14 protein-coding genes are annotated in these 13,704 nt (G+C 65.4%); 4 read left to right on the forward strand and 10 right to left on the reverse strand.

Features of this window, described 5'->3' with window-relative positions; translation table 11 throughout:
* Window position 1 precedes the first annotated feature (1 nt).
* The 5 genes from ACFWF1_RS40970 to ACFWF1_RS40990 all read right to left on the reverse strand — a co-directional run bounded on the left by ACFWF1_RS40970 (window position 2) and on the right by ACFWF1_RS40990 (window position 5,684).
* On the reverse strand, window positions 2-1,375 hold the full coding sequence (locus ACFWF1_RS40970) for a beta-N-acetylhexosaminidase (RefSeq protein ID WP_379283596.1): 1,374 nt from the start codon (window positions 1,373-1,375) through the stop codon (window positions 2-4).
* 40 nt (window positions 1,376-1,415) lie between these two features.
* Entirely contained in the window at window positions 1,416-2,285 is an 870-nt protein-coding gene (locus tag ACFWF1_RS40975; RefSeq protein WP_379283597.1) for a carbohydrate ABC transporter permease, read from the reverse strand.
* Window positions 2,276-3,229: a carbohydrate ABC transporter permease gene (locus ACFWF1_RS40980; RefSeq protein ID WP_379283598.1), complete on the reverse strand. Its 954-nt coding sequence runs from the start codon at window positions 3,227-3,229 to the stop codon at window positions 2,276-2,278. The genes ACFWF1_RS40975 and ACFWF1_RS40980 overlap by 10 nt, the downstream gene beginning before the upstream one ends.
* Window positions 3,230-3,235: 6 nt before the next feature.
* Window positions 3,236-4,612: an extracellular solute-binding protein gene (locus tag ACFWF1_RS40985; RefSeq protein WP_379322273.1), complete on the reverse strand. Its 1,377-nt coding sequence runs from the start codon at window positions 4,610-4,612 to the stop codon at window positions 3,236-3,238.
* Between the two features lie 712 nt (window positions 4,613-5,324).
* Window positions 5,325-5,684 (reverse strand): winged helix-turn-helix transcriptional regulator, encoded by a 360-nt coding sequence (locus tag ACFWF1_RS40990; RefSeq protein WP_379283601.1) that lies wholly within the window; start codon window positions 5,682-5,684, stop codon window positions 5,325-5,327.
* A 146-nt stretch (window positions 5,685-5,830) separates the two neighbouring features.
* Here ACFWF1_RS40990 and ACFWF1_RS40995 point away from each other — a divergent pair, with 146 nt between their 5' ends.
* The 3 genes from ACFWF1_RS40995 (at window position 5,831) to ACFWF1_RS41005 (ending at window position 9,929) form a co-directional block, all read left to right on the forward strand.
* Window positions 5,831-6,691: an NAD(P)-dependent oxidoreductase gene (locus ACFWF1_RS40995; RefSeq protein WP_379283603.1), complete on the forward strand. Its 861-nt coding sequence runs from the start codon at window positions 5,831-5,833 to the stop codon at window positions 6,689-6,691.
* 375 nt (window positions 6,692-7,066) lie between these two features.
* Window positions 7,067-8,224 (forward strand): 4-hydroxybenzoate 3-monooxygenase, encoded by a 1,158-nt coding sequence (locus ACFWF1_RS41000; RefSeq protein WP_379283604.1) that lies wholly within the window; start codon window positions 7,067-7,069, stop codon window positions 8,222-8,224.
* 19 nt (window positions 8,225-8,243) lie between these two features.
* Entirely contained in the window at window positions 8,244-9,929 is a 1,686-nt protein-coding gene (locus ACFWF1_RS41005) for a methyltransferase (protein WP_379283606.1), read from the forward strand.
* 18 nt (window positions 9,930-9,947) lie between these two features.
* On the opposite strand, the gene ACFWF1_RS41010 is transcribed toward ACFWF1_RS41005, so the two are convergent.
* From ACFWF1_RS41010 to ACFWF1_RS41025, 4 genes are all read right to left on the reverse strand, one after another.
* Entirely contained in the window at window positions 9,948-10,820 is an 873-nt protein-coding gene (locus tag ACFWF1_RS41010; RefSeq protein WP_379283607.1) for a glycosyltransferase family 2 protein, read from the reverse strand.
* A 42-nt stretch (window positions 10,821-10,862) separates the two neighbouring features.
* Entirely contained in the window at window positions 10,863-11,228 is a 366-nt protein-coding gene (locus ACFWF1_RS41015; RefSeq protein WP_379283609.1) for a hypothetical protein, read from the reverse strand.
* Window positions 11,229-11,241: 13 nt separating this feature from the next.
* Window positions 11,242-11,568 carry a MafI family immunity protein gene (locus ACFWF1_RS41020; RefSeq protein WP_379283610.1) on the reverse strand — a complete coding sequence of 109 codons (327 nt, stop codon included), beginning with the start codon at window positions 11,566-11,568 and terminating at the stop codon, window positions 11,242-11,244.
* Window positions 11,569-11,725: 157 nt separating this feature from the next.
* Window positions 11,726-11,947, reverse strand: coding sequence for a DUF6301 family protein (locus ACFWF1_RS41025; protein ID WP_379283611.1), 222 nt, complete (start codon window positions 11,945-11,947; stop codon window positions 11,726-11,728).
* On the opposite strand from ACFWF1_RS41025, the gene ACFWF1_RS41030 reads away from it, so the two are divergent.
* Window positions 11,894-12,172: a hypothetical protein gene (locus ACFWF1_RS41030; protein WP_379283932.1), complete on the forward strand. Its 279-nt coding sequence runs from the start codon at window positions 11,894-11,896 to the stop codon at window positions 12,170-12,172. The genes ACFWF1_RS41025 and ACFWF1_RS41030 overlap by 54 nt on opposite strands.
* 90 nt (window positions 12,173-12,262) lie before the next feature.
* On the opposite strand, the gene ACFWF1_RS41035 is transcribed toward ACFWF1_RS41030, so the two are convergent.
* The gene (locus tag ACFWF1_RS41035) at window positions 12,263-13,492 is read right to left on the reverse strand and encodes an alpha/beta fold hydrolase (RefSeq protein ID WP_379283613.1); all 1,230 of its coding nucleotides are present in this window, start codon (window positions 13,490-13,492) and stop codon (window positions 12,263-12,265) included.
* Between the last annotated feature and the right edge of the window lie 212 nt (window positions 13,493-13,704).

The raw sequence follows: 13,704 nt of genomic DNA on the forward strand, positions 1-13,704 counted from the left end.
ATCAGCCCACCGGCAGTTGGTTCGGACGGTGGGCGGTTGCGGGGACGTCGGGGCGGGTTTGCCAGGGGTGGGGGCCGTCGAGTGGGCGGTATTCGACGCCTAGTGCGTCCAGGCGGGGGAGGTGGTGGTTGCGCAGGCGGGGGAGGAACTCGGTGTAGTCGTGATTTGGTGGGCTCCACGCGAGTTCGGCGACGGCGCATAGACGGGGGAAGGCGGCGTAGTCGACTCGGCGTACGGAATCCAGGTGTTCGCTCCACAATTGGGCTTGGAGGCCGATGACGTGCGGGGCGTCGAGGGGTTGGTAGTGGTAGACGTCTTCGAGGGTGCGCAGGTAACCGACGGGGATGGGTTCGCCGGGGTGGTCGGATTGGCGGTGGTCCAAGTAGAAGTGATCCTCTGGGCACAGCACGACGTCGTGGCCTGCCGTAGCCGCGCGGGTGGCCGCGGCGGCGTCGCGCCATGCGCCGATCACCATGGGTGGCAGGGCGCCGGCGTCGAGGACCTCGTCCCAGCCGAAGGCTCGGCGGCCCTGGGTGGCCAGATATGTTGCCAGGTCGGCGACTAGGCGGCCGTGCGCTGGTGTGGCGCCGGGGACCTCGTCGCCGCCGATACCGATGACCGGTGACGGGAATATGGTCAGCACATGGTCGAAGACTTGGCGGAAGAAGTCCAGCGTGTTCGCGGTGGGGTTGAGCAGTGAGGTGCTGATGCCCCAGGACGTCCATACCTCCCAAGGGCTTTCGGGTTCGGGGCCGAGCTCGGGGTACGCGGCGATGGCGGCGCGGGCATGGCCGGGAACATCGATCTCCGGCACCACGGTGATGGATCTGTCGGCCGCGTACGCGACGATCTCACGGAGGTCGTCGGTGGTGTAGAAGCCGCCGTGCGGGCGGCCGTCGCGTTCGGGGCCGTCATGGCGGCCGACCATCGATCCTGTTCGCCACGAGGAGATTTCGGTCAGCTTCGGGAACGCGGGGACCTCGAGGCGCCAACCTTGGTCGTCGGTCAGGTGCAGGTGCAGCACGTTGAGTTTGTGTGCTGACAGGAGATCGATGAACCGCAGTACCTCCGCCTTGGTGCGGAAGTTGCGTGCCACGTCGAGTAGGCAACCGCGCCAACGGAATCGCGGATGGTCTTCGACGACACCGCACGGGATGGTCCTGTTCCGGGTGCCGATCGCCGCGGCGCGGAACGTATCCGGTCCGGCGAGCTGGCGCAGCGTCTGCTGGGCGTGGGTCTGCCCGGCCTGATCCGCAGCCGTGAGCGTGATACCCGCGGAGGTGATCTCCAGCCGGTATCCCTCGGGCGGCAGGTCCGGATCGACATGTGTGTCGACTTCCGTGGGCCACGCGCAGACTCCAGGCCGTGGGGTCACCGAGACAGGTCGGGGGAGGAGCGTGTCGAAACCTGGCATGTCAGCCTTTCACCGCCCCGCCGAGGCCGGAGACGAGCTTGCGCTGCACGAGCACGAACAGCACGAGCGCCGGAATGGTCATCAGGGTCGAGGCCGCCATCACCGCGCCCCAGTCGGTGTCCTCCGGTTTGAAGAACACCAGGATCGCCTGCGGCAGCGTCTGATTCTCGGTCTTGGAGATGATGAACGTCTTCGCGAACAGGAAGTTGTTCCACGCGTGGATGAACGACAGCACGCTGACCGACACCAGCCCTGGCGTCACCAGCGGCAGCAGGATCTGCCAGGCGAACCGAAGACGGCTCGCCCCATCGAGTTTCGCCGCCTCCTCCAGCTCGACCGGCACCGCCGCGACGAACCCGCGCAACAGCCAGATCGCCAGCGGCAAGCTGAACACCAGGTCCACCAACATGATCGAGCCGAGCTCATTGAGCCCCAACGCCGGAACGGTGCCGCCGATCGAACGCATCAGGAAGAACAGCGGAATCGTCAGCGCCTCAACGGGAACCATCTGCGCCACCAGGATCATCACCAGCAGCACGGTCCGGCCACGGAACCGGAAGCGGGTGAGTGCCACGGCGGACAGGAACGACAGCAACAGCGAAAGGACCACGACCACAGCGGCGATGAGCAAGCTGTTGAGGAAAAACCGGCCGAAGCCGTCCATCGAGAGGACCCGGCTGAAGCTGTCCAGGCTCGGCGCCAACGTCCACGGTTTCGGGTCGGCCGACTGGATCTCGCCCGGCGGCTTGAGCGCCGAGAGCACCATCCAGTACAGCGGAAAGGCGACAAACCCGGCGATCACCACGGTAACCGCCTCGGCGACAAGGCGTCCGGGCTTGCGCGGAGTGCGCAGCAAGGGTTTCACTGCCATGGTGTGCTCCTGCGCTGGGACCGGACGTAGAGCCCGGTGATCGACAACCGCAACAGCGTCATCAGCACTCCGATCGCTGAGCCGAGACCGTATTCCTGCCCGGCGAAGGCCTTTTGGTAGGCGTAGACGTTGAGCACCAAGTTGCGCCCGGCGACGCCGCCGCCATTGGTCATGACGTAGATCTGGGTGAATATCTTGAAGTCCCAGATGATCGACTGGATCGTCGCGATCAGCAGCAGGGGGCGCAGCATCGGCAGGATCACCGAGCGGGCCGAGCGCCACGTCGACGCGCCGTCCAACGCCGCGGCCTCCAGCACTTCCTCGGGGATTGCCTTGATGCCCGCGTACATGGTCACCATGACGAACGGGAACGAGCACCAGATCACCTCGGTGGCGACAATTCCGAATGCGCTGAGCGTGCCGAAGGTCCACGAGTGCCCGTCCATCGAACGGAGTCCGAGGCCGGACAGCGCCTCGTTGACTATGCCGAAGTCGGCGTCGAACAGGAACAGCCAGACATAAGATCCGGCCATCGCGGGAGTCGCCCAGGCGCCGAGCGCGGCGAGGAACAGCAGCATCCGCGGTAGCGCGCGGACCCGTGTCGCGAGGACGGCCAGCGCCGTGCCGACGACCAGGCCGCCCACCACGCAGACCGCGCCGAACACGAAGGTGTTGGCGAGCACGATCCAGAACTGGCTGTCCGACAGGAGTTCTCGGTAGTTGCCCAGGCCGATGAACTCCAACGGCGCGGCGCCGGTGGCCTGTGCCTGGCCGTAGTCGTAGAACGAGATCACTACGATCTGATAGATCGGATAGATCAGCACGGCGGCGAGCAGGAGGCCCGCCGGGGCGAGGTAGAGCCACGCGGTGACCGTGTCCCGGCTGCGGCGACGAGGCTTCGGCGAGCTGCGCGGAGTTGTTCTCGATAGTTCTTGAATTGCCATGTGCGCCTACCTGAATGCCTTGTTCATCGCGGCGGCCGCCGCGTTCAACGCCGCCGAGGGATCCTTGGCTCCGGTGGCGATCTGCTGCACCGCGGCCGGCAGCAGGTTCTGGCTGTCGATCTTCGACCAGGCCGGTGTGCTCGGCACGAACTTCGTACCGGCCTTCAGCGATTGGACGAACGGGGCGAGGAACGGGTCGTTCGCGGCGAGCTTGTGCTGCACGCTGGTCAGCGTCGGCAGGTTACCCATCGCCTGGTACATCTTCTCCTGATACACTGCGCTGCCGAGCAATTCGACGAAGTCGACGGCGAGGCCGCGATGCTGTCCGGCGCGGAAAACGCCGAGCAGGTTGCCGCCCGCGAAGGCCGGTGCGACCGAACCTGTTTCGGTGCCGGGCAGCGGGATCACCGCGTATTTGCCCTTGGACGCACCCTGATCCATGGCCTTGCGGCTGAAGTCGCCACCGATGGTCATCGCGGCCTTGCCGCCCGCGAAGGCTTGCACGCTCTGGGTTCCGGTGAAGTCGGCGCACTGCGCGGGCGGGCAGATGTCGTCGTGGATCAGCTCCGCGTAGCGGGTGATCCCCGCCTTCGCCCGGTCGGAGTTGACCGTGGCGTTCCACATGGTGCCGTCGTTTTCCGCTATCTCGCCGCCGTGGGCCCAGAGGTACGGCAGCATCGCGTAGGTGTACTTGCCGCCGACCGAAATGCCGTACAGGTCGGGCTTTTTCGCGCGGATGCGGCGGGCGGTGTCGGTGAGTTCGGCCAGGGTGGTCGGCGGCCGCAGGCCCAGTTCGGTGAAGACGTCGGTGCGGTAGTACAGCGCGCGGATGCCCGTGTACCAGGGCAGCCCGTAGATCTTGCCGCCTGATTTCGCGGTCTCCAGGACCGACGGGTCGATGTCCTTGCCCTCCGGCCAGGACGCAAGGTCGGCGCCCAGGTCGGCGAACGCGCCGGTGACGGCGTACCCCGCGAGGTCGGTGTTGCCGAACTCGGCCAGATCAGGGGCGCTGGCCGGATCGTTGAAGGCGCCGGCGAACTTCTCCGCTCGTCCGGCGACCGGCACCCACTGCACGTCGACGTCGACATTCGGCCGGTTCGCCTTGAACTCCGCGATCGCCTCGTTGATCACCGCTTCCTTCGGTGCGCGCGTCGCCTCGTCGAACAGCCAGACCCGGACGGTGCCGGTTTTCTCATCGGCACCCGATCCGGCCGGACCGGACTGCACCGGCGCGCACCCGGCGAGCAGGAACAGTGTGGCTCCGAGCGTGAGTGCGCGTCGCACGGCCCCGCCTGGCCGGAATTCACGGTGCAGCATCAAGATTTTCGATTCCCATTCATCACTCGTTGCATATAGTGCAACGTGTATTGCGTTGCGTGCCACAATGTTTAGCACCAAGCGGGGGTCACATTCAATAGGCAGATGTGATGCGGGTCGCAGGTGGGTGCGCGAAGTCATGGGCGGACGCGGCGGATGACCTCCGGCGGTTCGGATGCGCGGTCTCCCGCAGTGGTAGCCGCGCTACCTGGTCGGTCGTGGCATCACAACTCCGGATCTGGACGGATGATCACCGGGTACTGGTGCTGGTATATCGCGAGAGCCCAACAGCACCAGTTCCTCCTCGGCGAACTGAGGGGCGGAAGCGACGATCCGGGGTCGGCGATGAGTTGTTTCTGGAGTCGAACGCCGGGAAGCCCACCCCGAACATCGGAAAGTCCACCCCCGTCGTCGGCATCACACTCGAATCCGGTTGTTTCGGAATGGTATTGACGATTTGAGACCTGGTTGGATGCAGGTTCGATCGACCTCGCCGATGCGCTCCGAGGCGAGCCGATTCACGGTTCTAGGTAACGGATCGAACACGGGCACCGATCATCCGCATGTGCGCATTTACTGCCGACCGATCCTCGGCGGGTTGGCAGCCCTACTGCTCGTGATCCTCGCCCTGTTCCTGATGCCCACGAACGAACCGCCGATGCCCGCGACCAACCAGCAGGTGCGGACGTTGCCCTTCATCTCGACGCCGCCGACGACCACTGTCGACGTAAGGCCTACTGCGCCAATCGATCAGCCCACACCGGGTCGCGAATAGGCGTTACGTGGTAACCGGGTGGACGCGGTCCGCGCCGATCCGGTCGATCCGATCACGACCCCAGGCGCCGAGCGGCTCCAGTGCGCGATTGAGCTCGGCACCCAACTCGGTCAGCTGGTATTCGACGCGCGGTGGCACCTCGCGATAGACCTCGCGTGACACGATCCCGTCTTGCTCCAATTCGCGCAGCTGTTGAATCAGCATCTTTTCCGAGACGCCGGGCAGGCCGCGGCGGAGTTCGCCGAACCGGCGGATGCCGTGCGCCTCCAGCTCCCACAGGATCAGCGCCTTCCACTTGCCGCCGACCACGTCCATCGCCGCGTCGATGCCGCAGAAGTATGGTCCGGATCTCTTCTCGCCCATCGCACGACCTCGCTACCTGTTCACACACCCATTGGTAAGTACCGGACTAAATAGTAGGTACTTGTCGTCATAGCGGGCAAAGCGCAACCTTGGTTTCAGCGCGCTGACCACATCGTTCACGAACTTTCCAAGGAGTTGACCCCGCCATGGCGGAAACCACGAACACCCCGGTGACAGTCCTCGGACTCGGCGCGATGGGCCAGGCGCTGGCCGCGACGCTACTGAAGGGCGGCCACCCGACTACGGTGTGGAATCGCACTGCGGGCAAGGGGATCGAGCTCGGCGCCGTCGTCGCCGCATCGGTCGCCGAGGCGGTTCAGGCGGGCGGGCCGATCATCGTCGTCCTGTTCGACCACGCCTCCGTGCACGCGATCCTCGACCCGGTCGCCGGTGAACTCTCCGGCAGACAGGTCATCAACCTGACCAGCACCGCCCCCGACGAGGCCCGCGAACTCGCCACCTGGGCGGCCCGGCACGGCATCGACTACCTCGACGGCGGCATTATGGCCGTGCCGCCGATGATCGGGCAGCCCGGCGCGTCCATCCTGTACAGCGGTTCGGGTGCGGTCTTCGAGGAACACCGCGCTGTTCTCGAATTGCTGGCGGCCGCAGAGTATTTCGGCGATGATGCCGGACTGGCCTCGACCTACGACTTCGCGCTGCTCGCCAACATGTACGCCATGTTCGCCGGCTTCATGCACGGCGCGGCAATGATGCGCTCGGTAGGGGTCTCGGCCAGTGCTTTCGCCGAACGTGCCACGGCCTGGGTAACCGCCATGGCCCAGATGCTCCCGGCCTACGGCCAGATCATCGACGGCGGCGATTACACCCGACCCATCCAATCCCTCGCCTTCCACAAAGCCGCGCTCGACGCCATCAACCGAGCCACCCGCGACGCGGGTGTCACCGTCGATTTCGTCGCTCCCATCAAGAACCTCATCGACCGCCAAGTGGCCGACGGTCATGGTTCCCAGGAGTTTGCTAGAACCATCGAAGAGTTGGTGTGACGGACGGGGCTCCCGACTCGCGCTCTCGGGAGTTCGCCGCAACCTTACTCATCGAATGAACGCTCGGCAAAACGCGTGGTCAACCGGCGATCGGTGTCATCGGTGCATTGGAAACTGGCTGTTGCCTACGGTTTTCGTCGATGGTCTGCGTGCGCTCACGTGTGTTGCTCGGGGGAGACGCACACGGACAGCCCGGATCGTCCGGATAGTCCGGATCGACGTCGGCCGGAACAGTTCTCAGCTCCGCGCCGACTGTCAAATCCTCCATGTAGCAACCGATGCGCTAACTCGCATTCGGGCGTTTGCATCAGTTATCACGTTGCGATGATCTAGATTCTGCACGTGCTCGATAGTGCGAACCACCAAAATTCCACAGTGCTCATCCTTGGCGCCGGCCCGGCGGGGCTGGTGCTGGCCAACATCCTGCAGGCCGCGGGGGTGGCCTCGATCGTGCTGGAGCGGCGCAGTCGCGTGCAGGTACAGCAGCGGGCCAGGGCCGGGTTCCTCGCTCCCGACAGCGTCGCGATCCTGCGTGCACACGGCCTCGCCGCCGGGCTCGACGCCCGCGGCCACACGCACGGTCGTTGCGAATTCCGAAGTCCCGCAGGCAGTATCGATCTGCGCTACAGCGAGCTGGGCAGCGGCCGGGTGCACACCGTGTACCCCCAGCAGGACCTGGTCACCGATCTGGTCGAGGAATACCTGCGCCGAGGCGGCACACTGCGATTCGACACCACAGTCGAGCGGATCGACGACATCCACACCGACAGGCCTACCGTGGTGGCTCGCGACGGGAACGGTCGCGAGCGCCGATACACCGGCCACTACCTGGCCGGATGCGACGGCGCGCGCGGGGTGGCACGGACCGCGGTGCCGGCCGAAGCCGCGTCTCGCGACCACGGCATTACCTGGCTCGCGCTGCTGGCACAGGCGCCGCCCGCCAGTGATTCGGTCATCTACGGCGTGCACGACTCGGGGTTCGCCGGGCACATGCCGCGCACCGCCGAAGTGACCCGGTACTACCTGCAATGCGATCCGGCCACGGACCCCGAACAATGGACCGAGCAACAGATTTGGGCCGAGCTGGAGCGGCGGCTGGCCGCGCCGGGCAGCCCGGCATTGGTCACCGGACCGATCATCGAACGCACGCTGGTACGGCTGCGTTCGCAGATTCTGGACACGCTCCAAGCCGGCCGGTTGTTCCTGGTCGGGGATGCCGCCACCTCGATCAGCCCGTCCGCGGCCAAGGGGGCCAACCTGGCCATCTTCGGCGCGCAGCTGCTCGCCGGGGGCCTCATCGACGCCACGCGGAACGCTGATGAGACTGCGCTGCAACAGTATTCGGCGGAGTATCGGCCGCGTATCGAGCGTGCCCAGGAATTCTCGCGCTGGATGATAGATCTGCTACATCCGCCGACCGGCGACGAACACGAACGCGCCGAACGGCGCGAACAGCAACAGGCGCGGCTGCGCGATCTGGCCATCTCGCGGGCCCATCAAGATGTTTTCGCTAATAGCTATGTCGGCATCTGAATCCCCCTCAGGAGGGCGCGTGACCCGTGCAGTGACCGTCTCCACGACCTCGTCCGGTCTGGTCGCAGCAGATCTAGAGCAACTGGACGCGGTGCTAATGTTCCTGCGCCGCAACGACACCGAGAGCACGCTGAAGGCGATGCTGCCCGAGCTGACCGTCGGCGAACGCGATGCGATCGCCGCCCGATGCCGGTTGTCGCATGCCGCACTTTTGCTGAGCCCGCGTGATCTCACCGAATTATCGGAGGTCCTCGCCGAGCGCGGACTCCTTGCCGGGCCGGCCACACCCAGCACGGTGGTCCGTGGGCGGCTGGCCGTCCGTTACGGCAGGCCCGCGGCTCGACTAGATGTGCGGATCGTGCATGCCCCGGTGCTCGCCGCCGACGAATCCCACTGCACCGTAGAGGTTTTCGCGCTACTGCCGGTGCCGGGCAGCCCGATCGACGAGATAGTCGCCGCCGAACGGGTAGCCGGCCACGAACAGCATGTCGCCCTGGCCACCGAGTCGACCGACGAGATCGTGCTCACCGGGCTGCGGGCCATGCTCACCGGCGGCGGTCTGCACAGCGACGGCGGTGGCTACAACGAGCACGAAAACGTGACTGTGCTGTACTTCCGGAGCAACGCCCCCGGCCCCTTCCAGAGGCTGGAACTGCTTTGTACCGGAACACATTCGCGATTGCTGGCCACTCACCTGGCCGCTTCCCACGACGCCCCGACCCGCCTGTTGCGACTGCTGACCGGGGCCTGGGCCACACAGGCATTGGCCGCCACCGCCACCCTCGGCGTGGCCGACCTGCTCGCCGCGCGTCCCGGCTATCCGGTCGCCGAGCTGGCCCGCGACAGCGGCACCGACCCCGACGCGCTGCATCGGTTGCTGCGGTATCTGCGCGAACTCGGCATCGTGGCGCCCTCCTACGACAGGACGGGATACGCACTCACCGAACTCGGTGCGCTGCTGTCGAAGTCGGCGCCACAGTCACTGCATCCACTGGCCCAGCTCTACGGCGGCGACTTCTACCAGTCGTTCGGCCACTTCGAAGAGTCCATGCGCAGCGGGCGACCGGCCTTCGACACCCATTTCGGGCAACATCACTTCGAATACTTCGCCGCGGCACCCGAACGCGCGGAACTGTTCGACGCGGCCATGGCGGCCAGCGCGACGATCTTCGGGCGAATCGACGAACTGATCGATCTCACTGCCGCGCACACCATTATCGATGTGGCCGGCGGAAACGGAGCCCTCCTCGCGGGACTGCTGCGCGCCGCGCCACACGCGCACGGAGTGCTGTTCGAGCGGGCCGGCACCTTGGCGGTCGCGCGACCGTCGTTGGATCGGGCCGGCTGCCTGGCTCGTACAACGCTGGTCGCGGGTGATTTCACCCAGGAGGTCCCCGGCGGCGGCGATCTGTACTTCCTGTCCCGGGTGCTGCACGACTGGAACGACATCGATTGCGGAGCAATTCTCCAGCGCTGCGCTGCGGCCATGCCGGACCACGCCAGTCTGTACGTGATCGAACGTCTACTGCCAGAAGATGATTCACCATCGCTCGCCCCAGCTTGGGACGTGCACATGCTGTGCAATGTCGGTGGGCGGGAACGTAGCCTGAGCGAGTTCCGGGCGCTGCTCGACAGTGCAGGGCTTCATCTCCGCGAAACCCAGCCGCTGGCTATGGATTTCGCACTTTTGCGCGCCACACGCTGAGGTTCGGCGGTTGTTCGGCTAGGCGGTGGTGCGTTGTGTGACGGCGGTGCGTAGTACCGAGATCACACCGCGCACCACGAGTCCTACCGCTACCACCGGCGCGAACACCAACCAGGGGGAGCGTCGGTGGTAGTCGCAGTAGAACCGCAGTGCGCTGCGGTGGTGGCTGCGGATCTTGCGGAACGGTGCTGAGCGCATGCTGCCGCCTTCACGGTGGCGGATCTCGACGGTCGGGTCGAGGACCACTCGCCAACCGGCGCGGTGCATGTCCAGTGCGACTTTGGTTTCCTCGAAGTACAGGAAGTATCGGGTGTCGAATCCGCCGATGGCGTCGAATGCGCTGCGGCGGAACAACATACAGCAGCCGGAGATCCAGTCGACATCGCTGACCGTGGTTACAGGCTCACCGAAATACCGACGAGTGGCGGGATTGCCCGGCCATACTCCGCCGAGCAGCGCGTGCACGATTCCGACTGCCAGCGACGGGAACCGACGTCCGGTCGGGTACGGCGTCCCATCGAGCCGGGCCACCTGCGGGCCGATCATGCCGATTCTGTCGTCGGTCATCGCTGTCTCGACCAGTCCGGCGATCGACCCGGGCGCAAGCCTCGTATCGGGGTTGGCGACCAAGATCCATTCCGCGTTGGTCGCTGCCGCTCCCTGGTTGATCGCGGCAGCAAGACCCACGTTCTCGCTGTTGCGGATCACGGTGCCGCCGAATTCCTCGACGAGCTCGACGCTTCGATCAGCGGAAACGTTGTCGACGCCGACCACGTCTAGCGTGAGCGGCTCCACCGCCGCCGGCAGCGATTCCAAGAAGGGCGGCAGATCTTCAGCGCTTTGATACGTCACCAGGATGAGGCCGACGGTCTTGTCGTCACGGCGAGACATGCGCGCGAACCTATCAGGTGCCGAACACCTCCTGCTCGCCCCCTACTCCTCGGCGAAGGTTCGCAATGTTGCTCGAGCGGTCTCCACAACGTTGCTCCACTCAGGCATCGCGATAACGGCAGCATCGCTGGTGCCGGGCGGGAGCGACGAGTAGAGCGGAAGTAGTACGCCAGCCAATTCTGCTATACCTTCGGCCTCGCTACTGTTCCTGAGCACCGCACCGACGTACCGCTCGATATTCTTGTCGTCAAGATACAGATCGAACAGGTCTGCCACCGCTTCGTCCAAATTCTCGATCAGATCTGGATCACCTCGACGTTCCACCCAGACACGCTGTTGAAAGTCGCGGTCGGCCAAGTTCCCCAATATGTCGATAACAGCGCTTCGCGCCTCGGAATGCTCGATCATTTATGGACCCCTCTCAGAGCGACTCCATCCCGGATTCGGCTTCGAGATGCAGTCGGCAGATCTCAGCAGAAGCTTGGTGATCCTTGTCCGCCTCGGGGCTGTACAGCCGCATTTCATGCGCCGCACGGTCGAGGTGCTGCCAGTAGGACTGGGGCACATCCAGGTTGTGACCGAGGTAGACCAGATAGTCGAAGGCAAGACCGAGTTCGTTGTGCTCGAGGAATTCGCGCGTTGGTGACAGGTCGACGTTCGGCACATTCGACAGCAGTGTCTGAGCGGCGTCGAGGTGGCCGGCCGTCCGGCCCCAACTGGCCCGCAATGCCGCTTGATCATCACTCATGGTGTCAGTGTCGCCGAGGTAGCCCCCGGCCAATGTTCCGACATGCCGCCCGACGGGCGTCGGCCAGATGGAGGCGCATAGTCCTGTCCCATTGGTCATATCAGGCCCTGCTCCTGCAGTTCGACAGTCTCGTCATGGAGAGCGAGCCACACGTTGGTCACCAGGAACAGCCGCACCGTCGAAACTCGGGGAACTCGCCCGGAGGCATCCCGAAGCCGACATCAAGAATTATCGACCGCGGCTCGACACTCTGCACCTGCCAACCGAACTCGGCGGCGAGCTTAGGAAAATCCGAGATCTGCCACGACCAGTTCAACGACAGTAGTTGGACGGCCAACGCACTGACCTCGGCGTCACCCAACGCTTGCCACTCAGCCACGTCCGCAGCTTAATTCGATGCGACGACTGCGATCGGCTCGGCTCCGCCATGCTCGGCGTCCCGCACCCGTCGAAGGACATGGACCTCGTGATGCTGAGCCTGCTCGGCGGCAAGGAACGCACCGAGAACGAGTACCGAATACTGCTGAACAACAACGGCTTCGACCTCGACCGAGTCGTTCCGACCCCGAGTCCCCTCGTGATCCTGGAAGCGACCAGGCGATGACAGCAGATTAGACCGCGTTGACCACGTGCGCGTCCAGCAGGGGGTGCCGCAGATGCGTCAGTCAAGGTGACGCGTATCCCTGACGACCCGTCAGATGCGGCCGCGGACGAGGTCGATCAAGCGCCCGAGTACGTGGTCGCCCGACGCGCGCAAGCCGTTGTGCTCGTACTCGTTGGTGATCCACGGCCGCAGGGTCGGGATCAGCCGCGCGGTCTCCTCGGAAAACGCCCGCTCGACGTACATGTCGTCGGCGTAGATCGCGGCGGCTGCCGGGACCGTGCACTTGCGCAGTACGTCGGCGTCATACAGCCGCGGCCACTCGTGTGCGGCGAGCAGCTCGGCGGTTTGTTTCATCGGCCGCAGACCGTGGAAGTCGTCGAAGACCCAGGGGAACACGTGCTCTCCGGTGAACAGCGTCCGGTCGGTGCGGAACTCGTCCGGCAGCACGCGCTCGGCGGACCAGCCGGTGGCGAATCCGTCGGAGTAGGACGACTCATGGATCACCGAGTACAGCGGGTTGCGCGCGATGAACGGCAGTGAGTTGGCGACGTCGTGCGCGAAGGCGGGGGACTTCGGGTCGCGTTCCAGCAGGTAATGCAGCGTTTCCTCGCCGCCGCCGGCACCGAGGACGTACCCGAGCTGCCGAAACAATCGTGTGGTGAGCGGACTGCCGTCGGGCAGGACGACGGCACCGTCGTCGAGCATCGGCAACAGCGCCTCGACCCGATCGCGATCACCCGGATAGCGGAGGTAGTACTGGCGGTTGCGCTCGATCATATTGGCGAACGTCGCGGTGTAGACCTCGTCGGGATGCCGCGCGATCGGCGGCAGCCCGCCGGTGAAGAAGGCCTCGGCCAGGCCTTCGGGAGCGTGGGAAAGGTATGCGAGCGTGCAGAACCCGCCGAATGACTGCCCGAGCACGCTCCACTTCTCGACGCCCAGTTGCCGCCGCACGAACTCCGCGTCACGGACGATCGCGTCAGCACGAAAGTGGGTGAGGTACTCGGCCTGCTCGGCCGGAGTGCCGGACAACGTGCCGACCGGTGTGGACCGTCCGGTGCCGCGCTGGTCGAGCATCAGCACCCGATACTCCCGCAACGCCCGCGGCAGCCAGCTCGGCGCCCCGCGCGACGGCCGCGGCGCCTCCTGCCCGGGCCCGCCCTGGAGGTAGACGAGAAACGGCAGGCCGAGTCCGTCCGGATCGGCGATCTCCCGAGCGAACACGGTGATCTTCGGGCCGTCAGGGCGGGAATGGTCGAGGGGGACGAAGAACTCGTGCTCGGTGAGCACTAGGCCGGGGATGCGCACGCTGGTTGCCATACGGGGGATTCAACCAGAACGGGCGCGTGGTGTTCAGGCCGCTAGATCGATCGGAGCTATACCACACCGCATGGAGGCATTGATTCCCCGAACAGTATGGCCGCGTGACGATCTCCTCGCTGCGGCGTTGGTGGCTGTCAACCAGTCGGCGTCCGGTAGTCGCCGGAAGTCGTTGCACGGCAAACACATCGGAGACCGCGCAGGTCCGTGAT

It is taken from the genome of Nocardia sp. NPDC060255, assembly GCF_042727395.1.
Lineage (GTDB): Bacteria > Actinomycetota > Actinomycetes > Mycobacteriales > Mycobacteriaceae > Nocardia.

Bases quoted from the DNA above. Each gene is read 5' to 3' on its own strand.
- ACFWF1_RS40995 (WP_379283603.1), top strand. From the start codon at position 5,831: ATGGCGGAAACCACGAACACCCCGGTGACAGTCCTCGGACTCGGCGCG.
- ACFWF1_RS41010 (WP_379283607.1), bottom strand. From the start codon at position 10,820: ATGTCTCGCCGTGACGACAAGACCGTCGGCCTCATCCTGGTGACGTAT.
- ACFWF1_RS41035 (WP_379283613.1), bottom strand. From the start codon at position 13,492: ATGGCAACCAGCGTGCGCATCCCCGGCCTAGTGCTCACCGAGCACGAG.
- ACFWF1_RS40980 (WP_379283598.1), bottom strand. From the start codon at position 3,229: ATGGCAATTCAAGAACTATCGAGAACAACTCCGCGCAGCTCGCCGAAG.
- ACFWF1_RS40975 (WP_379283597.1), bottom strand. From the start codon at position 2,285: ATGGCAGTGAAACCCTTGCTGCGCACTCCGCGCAAGCCCGGACGCCTT.
- ACFWF1_RS41020 (WP_379283610.1), bottom strand. From the start codon at position 11,568: ATGAGTGATGATCAAGCGGCATTGCGGGCCAGTTGGGGCCGGACGGCC.
- ACFWF1_RS41015 (WP_379283609.1), bottom strand. From the start codon at position 11,228: ATGATCGAGCATTCCGAGGCGCGAAGCGCTGTTATCGACATATTGGGG.
- ACFWF1_RS40990 (WP_379283601.1), bottom strand. From the start codon at position 5,684: ATGGGCGAGAAGAGATCCGGACCATACTTCTGCGGCATCGACGCGGCG.